Source organism: Nesiotobacter zosterae (genome assembly GCF_033843645.1).
Lineage (GTDB): Bacteria > Pseudomonadota > Alphaproteobacteria > Rhizobiales > Stappiaceae > Pseudovibrio > Pseudovibrio zosterae.
The window spans coordinates 41,381-63,707 of record NZ_JAWXVZ010000015.1; the positions used below are offsets into that span (position 1 = coordinate 41,381).

The following is a 22,327-nucleotide window of genomic DNA, read 5'->3' on the forward strand; positions in this document are numbered from 1 at the left end:
CAGGGAAACGTTTCCCCTGAATGCTGGACCAATTAGCTGGTGCTTCCACGTATGCCACGGCTCTGTCACCTTGTGTCACATGCCAATCCCTAGAATGAGCCGAGAAGACTGCCCAATAGAATGACTGCAACCAGAGCCAGCATGGCGCCGAGCACAGCGACGACAACGATATCCGCATAACTCTCCTTGTGGCTGCATCCGCACACGGCAAGCATGGTGACCACAGCACCATTGTGAGGCAAACTGTCCAGCGTACCGGAGGAAATCACCGCAACACGGTGCATAATGGCCGGATCGAGGCCCGTTTGCGCAGAAATCTGCATAAAGGTGGGTCCCAGCGCGTCAAGCGCGATGGTCATGCCACCGGAGGCCGATCCCGTGAGAGCCGCGAGAATGTTTGTGGCTACGGCCAACGAGACGAGAGGCCCGCCCTCAATTCCCAACACCCATTCCTTCACCACAGAAAAGGCGGGGAGGGCTGCAACTACAGCGCCAAAGCCAACAAGGCTAGCCACGCTCATGATAGGCAGGACTGAGGCATTGCAACCCGCATCAACACTCTCGCGCAGACTTGGCAAGCGAGAGAACGAGGTTGCCAATAGCACTATGATACCTGCAAGAAGCGCCAATGCCACCGCCCAGACCCCGCCGATGGCGCCAAGGCTGGTAGAGCCCCATTCAGGAAGTGCGAGAAAGGCAAAGTCCATTCTCGGCAGCACGAACTGCGACGCAACCAAGTTGACGAGAACCACTACACCGAGAGGTAAAACCGCAAACACGATACCCGGCGTGGTATCTGCCTTTTTTCCAGCTTGCACTTCTATTGGATCAAACTCCCGCGCCGTCGTGGCAAGTTCGCGTAAGGTTACATCCTGAACGATATTTGACTTGCCTTCCTGGGTGTCTGCTGCAGTGTCGGAACCGAAGCCTTCGCCCGCTGCCTCGGCTCGACCCTGGCGCAAACGAAGCCACCAGAAACCAAAGCCAAACATGATAGCAGCCGCAATGACCCCCAAGCCCGGCGCAGCAAACGCCGTTGTCCCGAAGAACGGCATGGGGATGGCATTCTGGATGGCAGGTGTTCCAGGCAGAGCAGACATGGTGAAGGTTGATGTGCCAAGAGCGATGGCTGCAGGCAGCAGCCTGCGAGGAACATTGCTGGCACGGAACAGGGCAAGGCCCATGGGCGCAATCACGAAAAACGCCACGAACAGGCTCACGCCGCCATAGGTGACAAGCGCACCAGCCAGAATAACCGCAAGTACGGCACGTTCCGGCCCGAGTTTGTACGTCATGTAATCGGCAATGGCATTGACTGAACCGCTGTCGTCCATGAGTTTGCCAAAAAGGGCACCAAGCAGAAAGAGGGGAAAGAACTGCGCGACAAACCCGGCCGCTGCGCCCATGAAAGTCTGTGTCCAGTGAGCGAGTAAAGGCTCGGCTGAGAATGCTGCAGCGATAAGTGCAGCGAGAGGGGCAAGCAGCAAGATGGACCAACCACGATAGGCAAGCGCCATCAACAGGACTAATCCAACAAGGATGCCCAGAAGTCCCATTTTACACTCCTTCCAGCAACGCGTCGAAATCAAACGAAGACCGGACGCCCACATCTTTGCCGTGATCACGCGCAAAATTGTCGGCAGCACGCTGGCCTTCTTGCTTGAGCATTTTCAGGAAGGCCCATTCGGCATTCAGCTTGGAGGAAGCGCTCAGCTCCACCATCGCCTCGCTCGAAATCCGGTGAAGGCGCATTTCACCCCATAAGCGGCCTTCGGAATTGCCCGGGTCTGCCACTTTGCGCATCAGGGCAACCATCTTCAGTTCCTTCAAAAGCGTGGCATTAAAGGACACTTCATTCACTCTATTGAGAATATCTCGGGCAGTTATGGGCACGTCTGGGCGGTTGACCGGGTTGATTTGCACCAAAAACGTGTCGAAGGACTCGCATTCTCGCACCAAAGGAGCAATCGTCGGATTGCCGGAATATCCACCGTCCCAATAGGCCTCCCCGTCTATGACAACTGGTTGATACAAGGTAGGCAAGCATGCCGACGCCAGCAGTACATCTGGCGTCACTTCATCACGGCGGAACACCCTTCCTCGCCCCGTGCGCACGTTTGTCGCCGTGATGAATAACTTGATGGGGCCCTCGGCGAGCACCCGGAAATCAATCGTTTCTTCGAGGATCCGGCGCAATGGGTTTGTCTCGGACGCAAACGGGCCAAAAGCATAGGGTGAAACGAACCGCGCCATTGTGTCTGCCATGATGTATGCCGGCGAGTAGTCCAAGGTCCAGTTGCCCATCATCCAGTCCAATGGCGTACGCTGAAACGGACTGAACCGGGCTGCCTGCGACACACTCCGCCAAAAGGTTTCCAAAGCCTTCCTGGCCCCTTCTGGCCCGCCCTCTGTCATGCCATAGGCAAACACCGCTGCATTCATGGCGCCTGCTGAAGTTCCGGATATGGCCTCCACTTTCAACCAGGGGTAATCCAGCAGCCGGTCGAGCACTCCCCAAGCGAAAGCTCCATGTGAGCCTCCCCCTTGTAGGGCAAGATCTACAAGCAACGGCTCACGTTCGCTTTGGTCTGTGTTGCCTTCTTCGCTCATCTGCGGGATCCATCTTGATTGCATTAACCTAGCGTCGTCAGCCTATTGCTAGGCTAAAAGTGTCACTATTCCGTTTGACTGGAAGATTTCAGGGAGCCTTGAGATCGGTTGAGGTACCATGCCATGCCCATCCCAAAAGCCGACAAAACTGATAATATCCCAAAGGTAGGTTGCGTACCCCATTCACTTGCCAACCACCCAGCCAGCGAGTAGGCGACCACTAACACGGCATTTTGAATGGCAAGGCCCGCACCATAGACCTGCATCAGGCTAACATCTTGCGCCGCCCGCCTGATAACGCTGGCGGCGAGAGTCTGTATCAAGGCAACACCAACCCCAATCGCGAACCAGAGCACCAACAAGCTGTAATAGGCCTCGTGAAAGGGCCCTCCAAAGAGCCCTGCCACAATCAACACCGCGCCTGCGTTCATGATGTGGCGCTCCGTAGCAAGTGAACCAAGCCAAATGCCCGCTGTGGCGCCAACAACCACACCAGCTCCAAATGCACCAAAAGCAAATGCAATGTCGGCGCCTTGACGACTTTCATCAAGGCCGACCAACACCGGCGTGGTCGTCATAACCATTGCGATCCCCAATGCGATTGGAACCATGAGCCAAGGTAGCGGCCTGAGATTAGCCTCCCTGTAAAAGAGCTTCAGTCCCGCAAAGCTTCGCTGCGCATCAGATCTGGTAGTCTTGACCGCGATTGCAGGAAGTTGAGCTGTGAGAATACGCAACGCGGAGAGTAAGAAGGCTAAGGCGGTTGCCGCCAAAAACAGTGTCATGGGAAAGATGAACAGCAGCACACCCGCCATAAGAGGACTAATGAGGCTTTCTAGTTCATCAAGAATGCGGCTCTTCGAGATCGCCCGAGAAAAAGTCGCTTTGTCGGGTAGCATATAGGCGACATACTCAAGATAAATCACTTTAAATGAAGCTGTTGCCGCAAGAAATATACCCACCGCCAAGAGGAAACCGGCTTTTGTTTCAACGAAAATCAAAGATAAAACGGCAAGGGCACGTACCAAATCAAGCACGACCAACAAACGTCCACGCTTCAGTTGAACGACAACCAAAGACAAGACAAGCGGGGCAACAACAAAAGTCAGTGACTTGAGCGATAGCGCAGTCCCAAGCATCGCGCTTGAATCCTCACCCGCCAACTCAATGGCAACAACCGACAACTCAACCGTCGCCAATCCCGTAGCTAAAACCGTGAGCACTTTGGATTGAAAAAGCCTCACATATTGGGGGTTGCTGGGCATGGAGACTAAGCCCTCCAAAAGAGCTGGAGACGATCTCCAGAGCGCTTACACTGCACCGCACAATGCCCTTACGTCAACTATTTCGTTTTGCAAGATATGCTAAGCAAGGCCCACGCCATCTTTTCGATGAACCGTCAGTATCCAGATAGCAAACTGAGTTGCTGAATCCTGCTGATGCTAGATGGGCACGCGCAGGATAGCAGCCATGGGCGAAGACCCAGGCAAGTCCTCCTGACGAACACTGTACACCCTGCCACCCCGTTCCAACGTCCTGCAGGCAATTTCCGATAGGATATCATATGTTTCAGGCCCGGCGGCATCGGCCAGAACCACATCACCGGTGTCTTTATCGACGGTACCATGCAGTGTTGCATCCATATCGACCATCAGCATCTCGACCGCACCGAAGGTTGCTTTGCGGGAAATCTCGCTGACGCTGTCAGTTGCGCGGCGCGATCCGGCCCGAGCCGCGTAAGTCGCATGGAGCTCGCGCAGATAATCTTCATGAGAGGCATCAACCAAAGCCCGAGCAGCGGCTGTTATTTCATGGTTCGGGCTTTCTTCTGCGACCCCACTGGGTTGGTTGGGCAGTATATGGTGATAGCTGCAAATCTTCAAAAATATTGAGCGCAGCGGTTCATTTGCCACAAGAACAAGTGGTTCTTCACTGCCCGCCAGAAAGGGGCGCAACGCCGCATCCACCGCACGGGCATAAGCAACCAAATGCACCTTTTGGCCTTCACTGCCATGCAAGCGCCCTTTGGGTGAGCGCCCTAGAATACTGGCTTTTCGAGCCACACTGGCCGCATCCTCTGGCATGCGAGGAACATGGACTTCGCCAGCAGGAGTATCACCAGTCATTTCAATCACTCGCACGGCATTTTGCCCCAAAACCAAAACGATTGCGTGATGAGGGAACGTCAGGGCTCGCATGAGCGGTGTCAGGTGAAACCGGTCCGATACCTCAAACCCATCCACAAGGTGGTTTGGCAACCGAAAAGTTCTCACTTTTTTCGGCGTTGCAAACACAGCAAGGCTTTCTGCTTGATGGGCCCAGAACTCATCATCCTCAACGACATCTGCCAGATTTGCTTCTAAGTCAGCATACTCGGCCTTTGACAACTGGCCCCTATCTACCTGCTGCATGGCATCATGAGCAAGGTTTGACAGGCGCACCCGATCCTGTTGGGCCTTCTGGGTGAGGGGCGTGGTGCGCAAGAATAGGCTGATGCTCGCCGGATGACGATTATGAGCCAAGCTCTTGATATCGGCGATACTGGGTATGTCGTTGTACTGCATTAGGCCTCTCCGGCTTCTTGTGTTGTTTTAGGTAAATGCAAACACTTTATGACAATAAACAGGCATAACCGAAAAATTAAAGATCAATAAAAGCGACAATTTTCCAAATAATCTAATAGCTTTAATCGGCAAAAAGTTCTTTATCAACCTCTCGGAACTACTAATTAAAATCAATTGACCTGACACCTACAGAAGCAGGCTACCAATTAACAAAGAAAAAACAGCAATACCGATAAAAACAATGACCAATGGCAGGATAAACCGGATATATTGATCATATCCAACCTTCGCCAATGCCAATCCTGCCATGAGGATAGCATTTGTTGGCAATATAAGGCTCATCACTCCTCCCGCGGTGGACCACGCAGTGAGGACAAGAGATCTTTCGATGCCAGCGAAATCAGCAAGTGGGGCCAAGACTGGGATCACCAACGCAGTGCCCGCAGAGCCGCCTCCAACAAGAAATGCGAGGGGCATAGACACTAAGAAAATGACGAGGGTAAACACACTTGAAGATGCTCCTGCAGTCAGCCCCTCCATGGTATGCAGGACGGTATCAATTGTTTTCGTGTTTGTCATAAGGACTGATATTCCCCGTGCGACCACTATTAGGAACGCAGGGCCGACGAAGCTACCAACACCTCTTAGAAACGCACGAGCCGTTTCAGCTTGCCCCAGTCGTCCGACAGCACCAACCACGATTGCCATGACACAAAAAAGAGCTGTCAGTTCTGGTAGCCACCAACCCAGTTCCCATGCGAACGGGCTGTTAATGCTTTCATGCTCATAGGCGTCTATCTTGGCATTACCCAAAATAGCCCCCCAGGGAACAATGGAGAATGTCATGAGACTGAATGTTCCTGCCACGAGGGAAACAATTATCTTGTCTGTTCCCGATAGCTTGGGCGGAGGGAGCGCGTCTGCTTCCGCCAAGGCTTTATCTTCCTCGCTGATGCCAGAGATTGAGGTTTGAGGATTGTTTTTTACTCTCTTGGCATACCTTAAAACATAAAGGATCAAGACGGCCATTACACAACAAAACATGACCAACCGAAGAGGCAAACCGTCCACCAACGTTATTCCCGCTTTATCTGATCCGATGCCAATCACAAATGGATTGATTGTTGACGCCAATCGTCCAGCGAAGGGTGCAACAGTGACCACAGCCACAGTTGTCATACGATCGTATCCAAGGGCGATAATGAGCGGGATCATAAGAGCGTACAGGCCGAGAGATTCGTCACTCCAAAACATGACCGATCCCAAAACCCCAAATAGCAAACACAGAACAACGATCAGCCATTCCCCTTGCGATCGAAACGACCATGCAAGATGGTGAATGCCGCGATCCAAAGCGCCGGTAGCAAAGACAACAGTCATGAAGCCACCAATTGCGAGCACATAAAAGAAAACGGGCGCGGACCCAAACAACGGGCCAATATTAAACGGAGCAACTTGCCCCGTTTCTGGATCAACCGCCCCGTAGAGACCGTTTACGGGCGCGAGTGGCAACTCACCAAGGTGTTCTGGAAAGCTGAGTGGCTTGGGAACAGTACGAAAGCTTCCGGGTATTGGTGATCCAGTCTCATCAAGGATATATGCCCCTGAGGGGATAAAAAACGTTGCGATCCACACAACGCACAGCACTGAAACAAGGATTGTAAGCGGGGGCGGGAACTCTCGCATCCACCCATTTAAAAACCCGTTTCTTTTCAATGGTTTTGGGGAATTTGACTGATGCATATCAATTCCTTTGAAGCTTCTTTTCGGACAACGAGCGGCCGCGTCCTACATCTGCCGGAACCACACCACAATATGCCGCAATCTAATCATCGTTGGCGCAACAAGAGTTACGCTAGTAGACTTGGTTTTTATAAACTAATCATGCAGTCAGTTGCACCTACCCTATGTAAACCCATAGGATCTTTATACTTCTAAGATTAATTGGTAGTTTTCACAAAACTACAAACAAAAAATTAGCCTATTCCTGCCTTGACAGGATCGATCGTAGAATTCACGGAAATCCTAATAGTTGAAAACTGCAAATTATTTGTTTTTGCGATGCCTTCCTTTGGTGAATAGTTCGAAATCATAACTAAGTTGGTGGATCTTGGTATATGACAAGCTCAATGCAGAATAGTGCAGCGCTGCCCATCAACGTTCCATAATATGGATTATGGGGCAATTTCGTGTTGCAGGGTGTGCACGCAAAGTCAAAATGTCCCACACCTGCAAAGTAGACGTATCGCACCTCCCTGCCCAGCAAGCAGGATTGGAGTGTGCCAATGGGCGCTGGCAGGTTTGAACCTCAAGCCCCAGTCGCCGTGAAGTGCTAACACTTTACATATCCTGCCACACCCCCCTTTGCAAAAGCTTGCAAGGGTCTGCAAAAGTTTGCAAAAGTCTGCAAAAGTCTGCAAAAGTCTGCAAGAGGCCGATGAAGTTCCTCGCACCTTCCAGGACAGTGCGAAACAACTGCTCCGAATGAACAAAATCACCTCTATTGAACTTCGCTAAATGGGAACCAAGGAGTGTCGCAAGACGTGTGTGCGCGCTTTGTGAAGGCTGAGAATGCCTCAACAAAATTAGCGCGCCCAACTTCGGCCGTGGCACTCAAACTGGCCAGAAATACAAAGCCATCAATGACATTTTGCTGAACCTTGCCGAGGCACTGGAGACCGACCTGTGGACCCTTGATGTTCTTTGGTGGAGTGTTCTAGACGACGGGTTAGATCTCGATGAACCGCCTGTCACCGAGGAAGCAGCAATCGAGCGCAGGGGCTTTTCGCTGGAAAAGCAACTTCAGATTTTCCTGTTGGACAACTGGGCTCGAACCCAGATTGGCCAAGAGTGGGACCTTCTGGAAACGCCTGAAAACCCCGAGGCAGGCAGCCAGTACCACTGTCCTGCGGGCAGAATTGACTTCTTGGCCAAGCACAAAACAGATCCGCGCTGGCTGGTTATCGAGTTGAAAAAAGGCCAAACCTCCGATGAAGCAGTGGGTCAAGCCCTGCGCTACATGGGCTGGGTGAAGTCCGATCTGGCACAAGGCGAGGAGGTTGAGGGTCTCATCATCGCGCTCGCGGGTGACAAGAAGCTGGAATATGCCGCCAGTATGGTGCCGCAGCTTTCCTTCATGCGGTACGAGGTCAACTTCTCGCTCCGTAGCCCATCCGAGAGCAGCGTCCAGGCAGCAGCGTGAACGGCACGCGCCGCCGGGTTGGCAACACGGCTGAGGTCGGCACACAAAGGGGGGGGCGCCCGCCTGCCCCTCAGCTGGTTGTTCCGCATAAAAAACTCGTGCTAGGGTTCTTCAAGCGGCGAGACAGAAGAAGATTTCGTCTCTGTCTGGCAACCGCGATGGGACGTCGAATCTCCATCCGCGCGCCGCTGCGCCCGCCTGCGCCACCGCCACCAAACTGGCCCCTTGAGCGCCGCAGCCGCGAATAGACATCATGCAAGCTTCAGCGCTCAGCCGCCAGCCGCCGCCGCCGCCGCCGCCGCCGCCGCAAAGTGATATCACTTTGTCTATCTTGCCAGTCCTCGATGTGAGACCATATGAGAATATGTGAGACACAGAGAAGTCTCGGCCCGCTTTGCGCCAAAAAATATGAGAAAATAGGAGACGATGTGAGAAAGTGCGATCCGCAAAATAATGCGTTTCAGTTCCCTTAATCAAACATCAATACTGCCCGCCAAATCGGGGAAAGTCTCTCTCAGCCGCCTACCCGGCGGCGAACAGTTATCGATAGCGACAAAAACCATCTGAATTTCTCTCAGCCGCCTACCCGGCGGCGAACCCCTAGCCAAACGCGGCTGGATTGATGCGGACTCTCTCAGCCGCCTACCCGGCGGCGAACGTTTTTCAGAGCCCTGATCCGGTAAAGCTTATTCTCTCAGCCGCCTACCCGGCGGCGAACTTGTAGGCGGCGAAGGCGCTGGTTGCATGAAGTCTCTCAGCCGCCTACCCGGCGGCGAACTGTTGACGGGTCAACTTTCGTTACTTCTGTGCTCTCTCAGCCGCCTACCCGGCGGCGAACCGGGTTCCTCTCTCTGGTTGTCCATCGTAATGTCTCTCAGCCGCCTACCCGGCGGCGAACGCCACTCCAGGCGAACCGAGCGCCCCAGATTGTCTCTCAGCCGCCTACCCGGCGGCGAACTTTGGTCAATTCGTCTTTGCTTGCCTGCCAGATCTCTCAGCCGCCTACCCGGCGGCGAACTTATTCCAAGAACTGTTGTCTCTAACTGCACTTCTCTCAGCCGCCTACCCGGCGGCGAACGCGTATCGGCTGAGGCGTGATCTCATCACGGTTCTCTCAGCCGCCTACCCGGCGGCGAACGCTTGTGCGACTGCTGAAATGGAGGGCTGCTTTCTCTCAGCCGCCTACCCGGCGGCGAACAACGCGGGTTGAATGGGTCGCTTGGGCTATTTTCTCTCAGCCGCCTACCCGGCGGCGAACAGTTCCTCGAGCGCGGAAACCTTCGCAATATCAATGACCTGAAACGCGAGGCCTTGTCAAAGGATCTTTTTTGCCCCCCTCCGCAACCCATTGATAGGACTGAACAATTTTTTGACCTCAAAAATTATCCTTTTCACAACAAGACAAGATGGTCGACGATTTGCCTGATTTGATCTCGCATGCCGTAAAAAGCCGTGAAGAGAGGTTCTGATGGCGGTCACCATCCCCGGAACAGGTTTGGCGAAGCAGGTTTTAAGGTCCACGGCGCTGATAATTCCGGCCAGGCGAAGTTCAAATCCAGCGAAGTCGCTTTGCGCGCCACCGGGCCCGCTCTGTCGGTGCCGTCGGGCGCAACGCTCCAAACCAACGCGTGGGCTGCCCCAGATCACGCGCGCGCCAGATCCGCTTCCTCGTGCTCGAAGGCAGTCTCCATCTCCCTGATCTCCCTTTCTGGCGCGCCCAAGGCACGGGCAACATCGCGCCAAGCCTTAGTCGCCTCAGCCACCTCTGCAATGATGCGATCGGCATCCCCGCGTTCCAGAAGGTAGGCTTCATGTTGCGCGCGGTGCAGGGTGATGCTGGCATCCGGATTGTCATCGTCCACATAGCTTTTGAGCACACGCGGCTGGTTCGGCACCGGGTTGATGTCATAGGCCGGAGAGAGGTGCCAGCCGCCCTGCCCCCGCAGAAATCCGTGGTTGCGCATGTGGTCATCAAGGTTCGTCACGAGAATGGAAAAGGCGACCCGCCGATAGAGTTCCTCTCGGTCCTGGTCGGGCGTGACGCTTTCTGAGGTGATGATGTCCGCCAGGTCCAAATAGCTGTAGCTTTCACCATCCTTGCCGCCCAGCATCGCCATGGCTGAGAGGAACGGGATCCGGCCGTCATCGTTCCGGTCAAACCGATGGGACAAGAACACCGGCTTGTTGCCCGCCATCTCAAGCGTGTGATCCGAAACCGCAATGCCTGCGCGCCTTGCGAGCGCCAATGCAATGGCTTCCCAGCGTTCCACACAATAGGTGTCCGTCTCTTTCGGGAACTTCGCAACAGAAAGGCGGCCGTGTTGGTCTAAGATGCTGGCCTTTGGCCGAGCACCGCCCAGAGAACTTCCCGGTGCAAACAGCATTTGAAGATCCTCAGCCGTCTCGTCCCCGCGCAGAACCCGTTGCGAGGCATCCAGCAAATCCCCCAGGCTCACGAGCGCAGGCACACCAATGCCCTTGGGCGCTTGAAACGCGCCATCAACCTTGAAGCGCAGCGCCCCCAAACGGGTCTCGTCATTCACGCCAAGCAGGTAGTCTGTTTCCTGCAGCGTTGTCGGGCGTCGCCCCTCGGCCTCCGCCATGCGCCCCTCGAAACGCCGCATCACCGTTCTGCCCCAGGTATCAGGGGCAGAATCCCCAAGCGGTGCAAGCATGTCCTGCCCCGCCTCAGGCACGAACTGGCCTTTCCCAAGAGGCATGCCGGGCGAAAGTCCAAAGGCATTTTCGTCGGCAAGCCAATCCTCATGATAGGTAAAGGACACCCGCTCTCGGCCGCGCCCCGCTGTGCGGTGGAGCGTGCCAACCCGTTTCAGCCCCTTCCAGTCGATCCAGACTTCAACCATTTTTCAGCCTCGCACGCTGCGGAAGGTCATCTAGGGCCATCTGCTCGCCAACCGGGTCATCGAGATCCCCCCAGCCCTTCAAAAGACCAAGCGCCTGCAGAACGGCCACATAAGTGCCGATCTTAACGGCGGGGTTCCCGCTTTCGATCTTGGCGATGGTCTGCCGCGTTGTTCCCGCGCGCTGCGCAACAATCTCGGCGGTCAGTTTGCGGCGCAGCCGCGCAACGCGAATGTTTTCTCCAAGCGTCACAAGCTCCTTACGCGCCGCCCTGGGCATTTTGATCGCAACAGCCATAATGACACCTCCACGCAACACAAAGCCCCATAATGTTACATTGAGAAACCATTATTTTCAATGCTTGCCCATGCGGACGACACCCCAACGCCCGCAATCATGTTTTTATGTTATCTCAACATAACATTAAGCTGGTTAATGTTGCCGTGAAGAAACGTAAATTGGGCGCGACACCGGCTGAGTGCAGAAATGCCTTTGCTCAAACGCCAGAGCTGATCATATCTCGGATTTTCACGGCTTTTTCGAAGTGATCAAGCTCATGCGTTTTTATCCACCATTCCGCCGCTTCCATGAGAAGGTCCGGATCATCATTCCGATTGGCAAAAAATGCATAGAATGAAAGGCCAACCGCTTCGCCCTTCTTGGCAATTTTCTCGTTGCAGATGGCAACGGCTTTGTCTCTCAATGTTTGTCTCATGGTGATTTCTGCTTTTTATCTCGAGCTGCAATCATGAGAACATATAGTGAACTTGCAAGTGCCGCAATGCTAGTTCTACGATGGCAATGGGCTCTTTTGACACATGAAACTTCATGGGTTTTCCGTCGTCATCTGCCGCCTGCATTCGCCAGTGAGAATGACATGTGCCCAGCCGAGGGGTGAGATTTGGGACAGGAGATAATCCGGCGCGTCCAACCCGGCCTGTTTGCGCTTTGCGACGGCGAGGCCGAGCTGCCGGTCGTGGGCCCGAAAGCCGCCCAAAAGAACACTCGCCTGCCCTGACCTGAACCAAGGACCTACCAAGTCCAAGCGGGATCGGACGGTTTAAGCTGAAAACCATAGGTCCCATTTGCGTGTATCACACACTCGGCATAGGGCCGACGCCTATCGCCACCATGCCCCTAACGCGCCGGGGATGGACGCCGTATGGCCGAGACTACAGGCTCGGTTCACGACAGCCCGCTCCCATTAATGGGGTGAACCTAAAACTCAAGAAGACCTTATTTCGGGCAGTATTTGGATTTGAAATCGCATTGCAATCAAAATTAGAATATTTGAGTATTTTCCGTCATCTAATTGCAGTCGCCAACTTTAAATAGATGGGCGCAATTGAAAAGCGCGACCTGACACCGAAGCAGACGGTATTGCTCCATTATTTCCGTTCTAATGCCTGGGCAAACAAACTTCGTGAAAACGGCAAAAAGCAAAGCTGGAATTGGGTTCGGGATTCGACACCGCGCATTTTTCCGACAAGGATGTCGCGCTCTACAACACACTAGACTATCCGTCCTATGCCCTGGCTGTTGAGAAGGCCCGACTTGCCTACCGAATGGAATATTCGCTGTTCGACAAGATCGCTTAGAAGGCTGTCCCGGCTATCACATCTCGCAAAATGAATTCGAGGTTAAAACCCTACGCGTTCTCAAACTGGCTCGCTCGGCGTTGATCTATCTGTCTCTAGCCGTTTATCGAGAGGAGCAGATGCGGCATACAGACGAACAAGGCCCCTTCCACCTTTTTTAGGGCTACTGGAGGCCTTGATTGTCGGTCATGGTCTGGCTCAAGCAGGCTCTGCAACCTTCAAGCGCTCATTGCGCAAAGCGTTGCCATTGGCGTCGAAAAAGTGCAGCAGGTTTTCATCAAACCGCAGTCCAATGCGCTCGCCCACCTTGGCAACCTTGAGACCGGACAGGCGCACCAACAATGTGCCAAGCTCCCCCGCATCCACGTAGAGGAACTGGTCCGCGCCCAGATACTCCACCACATCGATTGTGCCCGTCACGTGCCCCTCACCGACCGCACACACGTCAATATGCTCGGGCCGAATGCCAAGCTTCACCGGCGTTCCCTTGGCAGGGTCAACCGGATAGGCCCCACACCCCTGTCCCGGCAGTACGAACGTGCCGTCCTCGTAGCCCACTGGCATCACGTTCATTTTCGGCGATCCAATGAACTGGGCAACAAACAGGTTTTGCGGGCGTTCATAAAGCTCCCGAGAGGACCCCACCTGCTCGATGCGGCCCGCCTGCAACACCACAATCTTGTCGGCAAGCGTCATCGCCTCCACCTGATCATGTGTCACGTAGATCATGGTGGCATCCAGTTGCTCGTGCAGTTTGGCGATTTCAAAACGCATCTCCACGCGCAACGCGGCGTCCAGATTGGACAGCGGCTCATCAAAGAGAAACGCGCTGGGTTCTCGAACGATGGACCGACCAATGGCCACCCGCTGACGCTGGCCGCCGGACAGCGCCTTGGGTCGTCGGTCGAGATACTCTTCCAGTTTCAAAATGGCCGCCGCATCATTGACCTTGTTGTCAATTTCGGCCTTTGGCACGCCGGCCGTCTTCAGCGGGAAACCCATGTTCTCGCGCACCGTCATGTGCGGGTAAAGCGCATAGCTTTGAAACACCATAGCCAGCCCGCGGCCCGAGGGAGGCAGCGGCGTCACGTCCTTGCCGTCGATAAAGATGGAGCCTCGACTGGTTTCCTCCAGACCGGCAATCAAGCGCAGCAAGGTGGACTTACCGCAGCCCGACGGCCCAACAAAAATCACCAGTTCGCCGTCCTCGATCTCCAGATCAACCCCCTTGATCACCTGAAGATCGCCAAACCATTTTTCCACGTTGTTGAGGCGGATGGTACCCATGGTGCGTTCTCCTTACGCGGCTTGTTGGTGGCGGCTGGGAGACGCCCAGTTCAGCCAGATGGCAGAAGTCCAGGAAAAGGAGTTTCCGCCCGCCCCCTGCCCGGAAATCGGGTCGAAGTACTCGGCAAAGCCGCTCTTTTCAATCAGGGCAACCGTGTCCTTGCGAATGCGCTCTGCCCGCTCGGTCTCGCCAATCTCGGCAAAGCCGGTGGCGATCATGTAGTTCAAGATGCCCCAGACCGGTCCGCGCCAGTACCTCATGCTTTCAAAAGCCGGATGGTCCGGATCGTAGCTTGGTACGCCGTAGGTTACCTTGGACATGATGCGATCAAAGTGCGCCAGCGTCGGCTCCAGATACTTGGCCGTGGTAATGCCAGCATAAGGAGCCAGGAACGAGGCGCTGGAAACACCCTCACCGTGAGCCCCGCTGCGCAGATCCAGCGTGGTAAAGGCACCCAGATCAGGATTCCAGAGCAGATCGATGCCCTGTTCCGCGCGGGCAATCCACTCTTCAATTTCAGGCAGTGCCGCGGTTTCCGCCAGTGCGTGGGCGAGCGCCAGAAGGTCCCGATCCGCACGCAACTGAATGAACGTCACACCTGGATCAGCCACATAAAACGGCGCGTCTCGCGCAATCTTTTCCGCATCCCAGTTGCACTCCCGGCCAAACTGAAGGATCGCCAAATAGCGGTCATAGTCCGTCTTGCGCGGCCGCATGTCCGCATTAACGAACGAGGTATCCTTGCGCACGTAGTCGCCAACACCGCTGGTGTCCACGCGGGCCGCCGGGCCATCCCAGTCCGGCAGGTTGTCTCGGCCGGACTCCCAAGGGTGCATCACGGCGATCACGCCCCGGCCATCAAAATCACGCGCGGTGTGATACCAGCGGTGCCACGCAAGCAGCTTGGGAAACACGACGCGCAGGCGCTCCACGGAAGTGGCGGATTGATCCTTTTCGAAAAGGAGACGCACCGTGCTGGCGGCCACAGGCGGCTGCGAATGCCCGGAAGACGGCAGTGCCCGGTTCTGCGTACCCCAAACGCTTGGCCCAGGGAAATAGGTCGGGTCGTCCTTGCGAAACAGAATGTGTGGCACCATGCCGTCATCCCACTGGCCTTGCAGCAGTGTTTCGATCTCCTGCCAGCCCCGGTTGACGTCAAAGGTGGCAAACCCTTGCGCCACAAAGGCACTGTCCCAGTTCCACTGATAGGGATAAAGCCCCTTGGTTGGAATGGTGTAGCCACCCAGATCGTTGGCCTGCAGGATGTCGATGGCGATTTTGTCCAGATCAGCAGACATGCTGTATCTCCATATTACATGTGGGGCACAACGGTCTCAGCCTTTCACGCTGCCAGCCGTAAGCCCTTGAACCAAGAAGCGTTCGAACCAAAGAAAGATGAAGAGAACCGGCACAGTGGCGATCACCGCGCCCGCCATCAGGTGTTGTCGGGGAACCTCGGAGGAGTTCAGGGCCACAACCCCGCGCGACAGGGTGAAGATCTCCGGGTCGTCCAGAAACATGAAGGCGAACAAAAACTCGTTCCAAGCGATCATGAACACGTACAGTGAGACCGACGCCAGCGCGGGCAAGGACAGCGGCAGCGTAATCTTCAAGATCACGCCAATGCGGGACAGCCCATCCATCAGCCCCGCTTCCTCAAGCTCGGCGGGAAGACCCTTGAAGTAGCCCTGCAGCATGTAAAGCGCTACCGGAATGGTTGTCGCCGGATAGACGATCAACAGCCCCACTAGAGAATTGCGCAGGCCGAGCTGAGAGAACACGGCATACAGCGGGATCACCAACACGATGGCGGGCACCATGTAAATCAACAGTACAGAGCGGGAAAACCAGTCGCGCCCCGGAAACTTCAGCCGCGATACCGCATAGGCTCCTGGCACGGAAAACAGTAGCGTCAGGCATACCGTCGCCACAGACACGATGGCGGAGGTCAAAAGGTAGTCACCAAAATTGAACAGAGTAAACAGCTCGATGTAGGAGCGAAACAGCCCATAAAAACCGCCGGCAAAATCGATGGAAAGATCCAGCGGGTTGGCGAGCAACGATTGCTGGCTCTTCAAGCTGGTCATCACCATCACGTAAAACGGCAGGGCCACCATAATGGTGAACACCACAAAGCCGATGCCTTTGGCCACTCGCAGATACAGCATTTCGCGTTCGTAGCGGGTCAACTCACCCCTTGGCAGGCCATAGGTGGTGGCCCGGCAGCTCCAGACCACCGCCACCACAAACGCGGCAATGCCGCCAAGCTGCCATAGGGTCGAAACCTCCAGCGACAGCGTGAAGGGATGAGCGAAGGTCAACAGGATCAAAGTGAACAAACACACCAGCGGCGCGGCCGCCCTTTGGCCAAGAGACAGGTTTGGGGTTTGGAACCAGTAGGCAACCAGCCCGGTCAAGCCCCCCACAATGGCGGCCATGCTGACCTGAGGACTGGCCACATTACCGGTAATCAAAGTGAGCGTAACGCCAATAACCAACATGGCGATGGCACCCCAGATGGCCCCTGCAATAGCGGAAAGCGTAAAGCCGTTCAGCAGCCTCATAGTCCTTCCTCCTTGGCCGAAAACTTGATGAAAAGCGTTGCAAAGGTGACAAGGACAACAAACACCACTACGGCCACCGCCGCCCCAGCACCCAGATTGGATAGGGCAAAGCCCTGCTCATACACATCCACGGTCAGTGTGCGGGTTCCGGCATTGCCGCCGGTCAGCAGAAAGATGTCGTCGAACTTGTTGAAGGTCCAAATGAAACGCAGCAGGAACAGCACCGAGAGGATGCCCAGAAGCTGGGGCAGCGAAATCCACCAGAACTGCTGAAGCGGCGTGGCCCCGTCCATTTCGGCGGCCTCGTACATATCCGTGGAGATGGACTGCATCCGCGCCAGAATGAACAGGAATGACAGCGGGAAATAGCGCCACGCTTCAAACGCGATCACCGTGGACAGCGCCAGCGGAAACTCCAGCGGCAGGCCGAACAGCGAAAACTCGATGGCGCGCTGACCGAAAAAGTTGATCGGCTCAGAAACCACGCCCATCTTGGTCAAAAGGGCATTGACGGTGCCGGAGAACGGATCAAGCAGCACCAACCAGGTAAACGCCACGGCGATCACCGGCGACACATAGGGAAACAGGAATAGCCCGCGCAAGAACCCGCGACCCTTGAAGGACGTGTTGAGCAACTGTGCGGCAAACAGGCCAAGCACCAGCGCCCCGGCCGTGCCAAACACGGTGTAGTAGAACGAAACCCGCAACACGCTCCAGAACTCGTCAGCATCAAAAATGCGCCTGAAGTTGTCCAACGTGAAATCGAGGTTAGTCAGCACATTGTCCGCTTCCCCTGTGTAAACAAGTTCTGTGTCCTTGATCTGGCTGCGGTACTCGGCAAAGGCGGCACCAGCCACGCCCTCAATATCCAGCCGTTCGCGCCATTTGCCGGGAATATCGCCCAGTGTGCAGCTCAAGCGCGTGCCATCTACCGAGCAGGCCTCAGGCCAGGCGGTGGGCTTGAAATCAGAGGGCAATGTGTCGGTAAATGACACCTCGAAAATGGAATAGTCCTGTGACGAATTACGCAAACGATATTGCAGGGTAACGGGATCGCCGGCGGCTTGCGGCTTGCCGCGCACGCGCTCATTGACCAGCAGCGTTGGTGCGCGCAGGTCGCCCAGTTCAACAGGCTTTACACTGATCCAGAAGTTGGCCAGCAACGGCCCCAGAACAATCAAGAAAATGATCAGGAACGTGGGCGCCAGCATAGAAAAGGCAAGCCGCGCCTCGCGCTTCTGCATGGGGCCGGTAGTCTGGGGAGGGGCTGCAGAGTTGGGAGCAGACATGGCTGCTCCATTGCCCGACGGTTCTGCGCTCACGCTCATAACCTTCGTTCTCCTGAGTTGTCGCTGACTGGCGGGCGATGCGCCCACTCAAGGGCGCATCCGGGCCGCTTCATCAGTCGACCTTGGCAAGTTCTTCGTTGATTTTCGCAACAGCGGTTGCCACGTCGATTTCGTCATCGATGAACTGGCGGGTATACCGGTTGATCACCTGCGAGTTGACAATCTTGGAGGCAAGGGCCAGCTGGCCGACGTCCACTCCCCAACGGCTCGCCGTGTCGAGACCGGTAGTGATCGCGGCAACGGTTTCTTCTGGATACAGCTCTGCGAGAGGCGCCTTGCGGTCAACTCCCACGGGCAACGTGGCCCAACCTTCCACGAACTCCTTCGGGTTTTCCGGGGTGCCCCGGCGAATGGGGAACTTGCCCTCCGGTGCGATGGACAGCGTGGTCATGTAGCCTTCATTCATGGAATACTCCACGAATTCCTGAGCTGCTTGCGTGTCTGCATCGTTGGTGATGCCGAAGTAGCGAATGTCCGCCCACGCGGCACCAGCCGGGTTGGACGGGCCGGAGAATGTGGTCACGACATCTGTTTTGGACGCCAGTTCGCCAGATGTCGGGTCGTCATTGATGGTGGGCGGGGCGCTGTCGCGCAGGCCGGCCAGTTCATCAAGAATAAAGGGCGACCAGATGATCATGGCTGCCTTGCCTGCGAAGTAAAGTTCGCGCGATTGCTTCCAGTACAGATCGCCCGGAGGAGACGCCTTGGCGATGGCCTTGTAAAACTCCAGTGCCTCAGTCAGCTTCTTCTCGTCAAAGCCGGTGAACCCTTCTTCACCAACCGGCGTTGCGCCATTGGCTAGCAGCACGTGCTCCAACACCTGGCTCATGAAGTTCTCGTCGATCTTGGTTGCCGCGACAAAGCCGAACTGCTCCGGCGGATTGTGCAGTTTTTCGATCGCTGCCAGAATGGCTTTGTAGGTGGTGGGCGCTTCAAGGCCGGCTGCATCAAACAGGTCCTTGCGATAAACGATCATCTGCGTCCACCCATCCACGGGCACAGCGGCGTAAATACCCTCAGAGGAGGCCATTTGCAGGGCGCCGGGCGCGAATGTCGAAGCGCCGAGCATGTCAATCACTTCTGATGCGGCTTCAATGTCCAGAATACCAGCTTCCGACCACGGCAGAACATATTGCAGCGGGTGGTAGATCACGTCCGGCAGGTCGCCAGCGGCGTAGGCCGCGGTTGCACGGGTGCCCAGATCCTTTTCGGTCACCGGAATGATCTCGACGGAAATGCCAGTTGCCTTCTCAAAATCAGCGGCAATCTGCGCCTGTTTTGCCAGGCGCTCCGGCTGTTCTTCCGTGGTCCAGAACCGCAGGTCCTCCGCCTGCACCGAGCTCATGCCCATTGCCATGAAACCGGCAAGTGTTCCCATTAATAGCTTCTGTTTCCTGAACATAACTTCCTCCCTTTACGTTACAGGATCTAAATTGCTTTTCTGATCTTCCCCGCAAGGTCTTGCGAGCTCAGACGGGGTGGCCCGTCCGAGTTACGCCGAACCATTGCGGCCGGGACCAGCCTTTGATGGTTTTGCGGATCATCGCCGCGCAAAATGGCGTCGAGGCTCCGCGCAATGTTTTTGCCCGCATCCTCCATATGCTGGGCAAAAGTGGTAAGCGGGGTGTCCAGATGAGCACCCACCGGCAAGGCGTCATACCCAATGACTGTCAGATCGACACCCACCTCAAGGCCCAGCTTTCGAGCGCAGTTGATGGCGCCAATGCCAAGTTCATCGGTCATGCATAACAGCGCTGTTGGCGGAGCTTCCTGCATCAACAGCGCCTTGGCAGCTTCTTCACCGCCCTGTTCACTCAGTTCGCTGGTGCAAGTCAGCTCCGGATCAAAAACCAAGCCGCAGTCTTCAAGACCAGCGCGGTAGCCTTCATCGCGCTGGCGCGCAAAGTTCCACTTCAATGAGCCCCCAATGAAACCGATACGCCGATGGCCCAACTCGAAGGCATGGGCAACGGCCTGATGCATCGCGCCCTCATTGTCGACATCAAACCAGGCGTGTTCGCTACACCTGCTGTCCCGACCGTGGGTGACAAATGGCACGCCGCGCTCCAGCAGATAATCCACCCGCGGGTCCTCATAGAGCGTCCGAGTGATGATGATGCCGTCCACCTTGCGTGCCGCAAGCATACGGCCATAGGCCGCCAGGGCATCCTCGGCCGTTGCGGCAGTAGACACCAGAAGGTCCTTGTCCAGTTTGCTGAAGGCGTAGGAAATACCGTTCAGAAATTCGGAGAGGAACGGATTGGTGGCATTTGCTCCGGCGATCGGCAGCACCATGCCGACCGTATCAACACGGCCCCGTTTCAGGTTTCGGGCGAGCGAACTGGGACGATAACCAAGCTCCTCAATGGCCTTGAGCACCTGTTGCCGGGTGGCCTCGGAAATATCGCTGTAGTTGTTCAGAACGCGGGACACCGTGCCCTTGGCTACGCCCACATGGCGCGCAACATCGGCAATGGTCACTGCTCGTGTCTCGGCTTTCACCCGCCTTCTCCCCGTCTACCTCCAAACGCTGCAGCTTTTTCCGCTTCATGCTGTTCGGATCTCCCAATAAAAGACTACAAAATCGGTTTTGGAAGTCAACAAAATCGGTTTCGGTGCGGTATTTTTATTGTTTTCAGCATTTCTACGAAACAAGGTTTCGGTGCATGGAGAACAGGTTGCTTTGTTTAAAAAACCGCCCCTCACCTCCCGCAGAAACAGTCATAATGAAGGTGCGGCCCGCCCCTTGAAGGGGCAAACCCGATACAACTGAGTCGCTCAAGCCACGAACGGCGCAGGGCACATGCTCCTCTCCCGCTTGGGTTCAAGGGGCTCGATCCAGCCTGACCGCCCTATAAATCAGGCAAGGTCACTCCGCCTACAATCAGCGCTGCGGCTGCTTCTTTCGTCACATGGAAATCCGCCCGAACAGTTCTCTCAGCGTCTCCTTGGAGGCGGAAAACGCTTGATCAGCTGGCAAAATCCGGCGATCTTCACGTCAGACCGCAGGCCACTTGGAGAATGTCGGGCTTGAACGAACTGCACCTTTCAGAGGATGCACTTGCGCGGTCTGCCACCGGCAAGGAGCACGGCATGCAAGGAATCAAGAGCACTTTGTTTCTGTTTATTGTTGTTGGTGTTCTGGCGTTTTCTTCGCCTGGCCATGCAACTGGCGCCTGGACAGTGGAGAAGCTCCCGGATGCTCAGGGCTTATACCCGGGCGAGGAAATGCTGACCACCAACGGCATTGAGACACTGTCTTATTTCAAGAAAGGCGATCCGGACAAACCTCTGGTCGTTTTTGTGCCGGGCGGATTTCATCTGGCACGCGTCGCCTATGGCTATCCGGGCGGAAATGAGCGGGATTTTTTGGCCTACTGGCTTGCTCAAGAGGGCTATTCGTTCCTCGGTGCGTCCTATCCGACGGGCAACAAGGTCTATTCCAACGTCTATCCGGCGTTTTCGATCCGTGATTGGGGCAAGCAGGTTGCCGCAGTTGCCAAGCATTTTTCCGATGAGAATGGTCTTTCAGGCGAGATCATTGTGCTCGGCTGGAGTGCCGGCGGACAAATTGCACAATCGGTCTATGAGGCATCTCAGGCGGCCGGCCTCGACATGAGCCTTTATGTGTCCATCGCGTCGACCCCGCCGATCCCATTGCTCCTGGCCGCGCCCGGCGCAATATCCAAGGCGGAAAATGGGCTGTCTGCCGCACCGCAATTCTACGACTTGTTCAAGAAATACGTTCTGGCGCAGGACGCGATGAATGGCCATACGATCATGCCCTGGGACACGTTCGAGAGCCAGGTGCTGGGCGACATTCCAGTGGCGATGAATGCGATCATGATGGCATCGCGCTATGAGAATGGCGAGTTTGTCGAAGATCTGGATTGGTCCTTGGCCGACACCGGCGGGTTGAAAGTGACTGATTTTCCGTTCGTGGTGACAATCTCGGGAAACAAGGTTCTGGACAACGATCACGCGCTCACTGATCGCGGAAACTGGGGCATTTACCAGATCCAGCATCTTTACCGGAACATTGTGCTGCCGGTCCTGTCAAAGTCGGAGGATATTGATCCGGCGAACTGGCAAAGCCTGATGGACCGGATGAATTATGCGACTTCCGGGGCATTGAATGCGCGTGTTCCGGGAAACCATTTCTTCTGGTACGGCGAAGTCGGTGCGCGTGAAACCGTTCAACAGCTCGACATGCTGCGTTTGCGGGCCGCCAATCTCATTTCCGATATAGAGGCGGCCGTCGCAACGGTCTCTGTCAAGCAGTGAGGCCAA

19 protein-coding genes and 1 CRISPR repeat array are annotated in these 22,327 nt (G+C 55.6%); of the genes, 4 read left to right on the forward strand and 15 right to left on the reverse strand.

Translation table 11 applies throughout. The annotated features are described in order from the left end of the window. Window positions 1-89: 89 nt before the first annotated feature. From Q3Y58_RS18070 to Q3Y58_RS18090, 5 genes are all read right to left on the reverse strand, one after another. Window positions 90-1,556, reverse strand: coding sequence for a GntP family permease (locus Q3Y58_RS18070; RefSeq protein WP_274220149.1), 1,467 nt, complete (start codon window positions 1,554-1,556; stop codon window positions 90-92). Between the two features lies 1 nt (window position 1,557). Continuing rightward, complete coding sequence (locus Q3Y58_RS18075; protein WP_274220148.1) at window positions 1,558-2,610, reverse strand: patatin-like phospholipase family protein; 1,053 nt, start codon at window positions 2,608-2,610, stop codon at window positions 1,558-1,560. A gap of 65 nt (window positions 2,611-2,675) precedes the next feature. After that, window positions 2,676-3,875 carry an MFS transporter gene (locus Q3Y58_RS18080; RefSeq protein WP_319623221.1) on the reverse strand — a complete coding sequence of 400 codons (1,200 nt, stop codon included), beginning with the start codon at window positions 3,873-3,875 and terminating at the stop codon, window positions 2,676-2,678. Between the two features lie 177 nt (window positions 3,876-4,052). After that, window positions 4,053-5,174: a baeRF11 domain-containing protein gene (locus tag Q3Y58_RS18085; RefSeq protein WP_274220146.1), complete on the reverse strand. Its 1,122-nt coding sequence runs from the start codon at window positions 5,172-5,174 to the stop codon at window positions 4,053-4,055. Window positions 5,175-5,360: 186 nt separating this feature from the next. Continuing rightward, window positions 5,361-6,917, reverse strand: coding sequence for a YfcC family protein (locus Q3Y58_RS18090; RefSeq protein ID WP_319623222.1), 1,557 nt, complete (start codon window positions 6,915-6,917; stop codon window positions 5,361-5,363). 907 nt (window positions 6,918-7,824) lie between these two features. Between Q3Y58_RS18090 and Q3Y58_RS18095 the strand changes: the two genes are divergently transcribed. Beyond that, window positions 7,825-8,376, forward strand: coding sequence for an endonuclease NucS domain-containing protein (locus tag Q3Y58_RS18095; RefSeq protein WP_319623223.1), 552 nt, complete (start codon window positions 7,825-7,827; stop codon window positions 8,374-8,376). A 111-nt stretch (window positions 8,377-8,487) separates the two neighbouring features. Here the strand turns inward: Q3Y58_RS18095 and Q3Y58_RS18100 are convergent, their stop codons facing one another. From Q3Y58_RS18100 to Q3Y58_RS18115, 4 genes are all read right to left on the reverse strand, one after another. Then, window positions 8,488-8,697 carry a hypothetical protein gene (locus tag Q3Y58_RS18100; protein WP_319623224.1) on the reverse strand — a complete coding sequence of 70 codons (210 nt, stop codon included), beginning with the start codon at window positions 8,695-8,697 and terminating at the stop codon, window positions 8,488-8,490. Between the two features lie 189 nt (window positions 8,698-8,886). Then, window positions 8,887-9,634: direct repeats of the CRISPR family, unit length 28 nt; unit sequence TCTCTCAGCCGCCTACCCGGCGGCGAAC. A 385-nt stretch (window positions 9,635-10,019) separates the two neighbouring features. Next, a complete protein-coding gene (locus Q3Y58_RS18105) occupies window positions 10,020-11,240 on the reverse strand; it encodes a type II toxin-antitoxin system HipA family toxin (protein ID WP_319623225.1) in 1,221 nt (406 codons plus the stop codon). Next, a complete protein-coding gene (locus tag Q3Y58_RS18110; protein WP_319623226.1) occupies window positions 11,233-11,535 on the reverse strand; it encodes a helix-turn-helix transcriptional regulator in 303 nt (100 codons plus the stop codon). Before Q3Y58_RS18110 ends, Q3Y58_RS18105 begins: the two co-directional genes overlap by 8 nt. Before the next feature lie 199 nt (window positions 11,536-11,734). Beyond that, the gene (locus Q3Y58_RS18115) at window positions 11,735-11,953 is read right to left on the reverse strand and encodes a DUF6500 family protein (protein WP_319623227.1); all 219 of its coding nucleotides are present in this window, start codon (window positions 11,951-11,953) and stop codon (window positions 11,735-11,737) included. Window positions 11,954-12,689: 736 nt separating this feature from the next. On the opposite strand from Q3Y58_RS18115, the gene Q3Y58_RS18120 reads away from it, so the two are divergent. Then, window positions 12,690-12,836 (forward strand): LA2681 family HEPN domain-containing protein, encoded by a 147-nt coding sequence (locus Q3Y58_RS18120; RefSeq protein ID WP_319623228.1) that lies wholly within the window; start codon window positions 12,690-12,692, stop codon window positions 12,834-12,836. Window positions 12,837-12,856: 20 nt separating this feature from the next. Further along, window positions 12,857-12,997, forward strand: coding sequence for an LA2681 family HEPN domain-containing protein (locus Q3Y58_RS19535; protein WP_413697844.1), 141 nt, complete (start codon window positions 12,857-12,859; stop codon window positions 12,995-12,997). Between the two features lie 37 nt (window positions 12,998-13,034). On the opposite strand, the gene Q3Y58_RS18125 is transcribed toward Q3Y58_RS19535, so the two are convergent. From Q3Y58_RS18125 to Q3Y58_RS18150, 6 genes are all read right to left on the reverse strand, one after another. Beyond that, window positions 13,035-14,123, reverse strand: coding sequence for an ABC transporter ATP-binding protein (locus Q3Y58_RS18125; RefSeq protein WP_319623229.1), 1,089 nt, complete (start codon window positions 14,121-14,123; stop codon window positions 13,035-13,037). A gap of 12 nt (window positions 14,124-14,135) precedes the next feature. Continuing rightward, complete coding sequence (locus tag Q3Y58_RS18130) at window positions 14,136-15,422, reverse strand: MGH1-like glycoside hydrolase domain-containing protein (protein ID WP_319623230.1); 1,287 nt, start codon at window positions 15,420-15,422, stop codon at window positions 14,136-14,138. 36 nt (window positions 15,423-15,458) lie between these two features. Continuing rightward, on the reverse strand, window positions 15,459-16,688 hold the full coding sequence (locus tag Q3Y58_RS18135; RefSeq protein WP_319623231.1) for a carbohydrate ABC transporter permease: 1,230 nt from the start codon (window positions 16,686-16,688) through the stop codon (window positions 15,459-15,461). Continuing rightward, on the reverse strand, window positions 16,685-18,016 hold the full coding sequence (locus Q3Y58_RS18140; protein WP_180981054.1) for a carbohydrate ABC transporter permease: 1,332 nt from the start codon (window positions 18,014-18,016) through the stop codon (window positions 16,685-16,687). Before Q3Y58_RS18140 ends, Q3Y58_RS18135 begins: the two co-directional genes overlap by 4 nt. Window positions 18,017-18,089: 73 nt before the next feature. Beyond that, on the reverse strand, window positions 18,090-19,439 hold the full coding sequence (locus Q3Y58_RS18145) for an ABC transporter substrate-binding protein (protein ID WP_274220135.1): 1,350 nt from the start codon (window positions 19,437-19,439) through the stop codon (window positions 18,090-18,092). Between the two features lie 26 nt (window positions 19,440-19,465). Continuing rightward, window positions 19,466-20,539: a LacI family DNA-binding transcriptional regulator gene (locus tag Q3Y58_RS18150; protein WP_274220134.1), complete on the reverse strand. Its 1,074-nt coding sequence runs from the start codon at window positions 20,537-20,539 to the stop codon at window positions 19,466-19,468. A 528-nt stretch (window positions 20,540-21,067) separates the two neighbouring features. On the opposite strand from Q3Y58_RS18150, the gene Q3Y58_RS18155 reads away from it, so the two are divergent. Then, on the forward strand, window positions 21,068-22,321 hold the full coding sequence (locus Q3Y58_RS18155; RefSeq protein WP_319623232.1) for a lipase family protein: 1,254 nt from the start codon (window positions 21,068-21,070) through the stop codon (window positions 22,319-22,321). The last annotated feature ends 6 nt before the right edge of the window (window positions 22,322-22,327 follow it).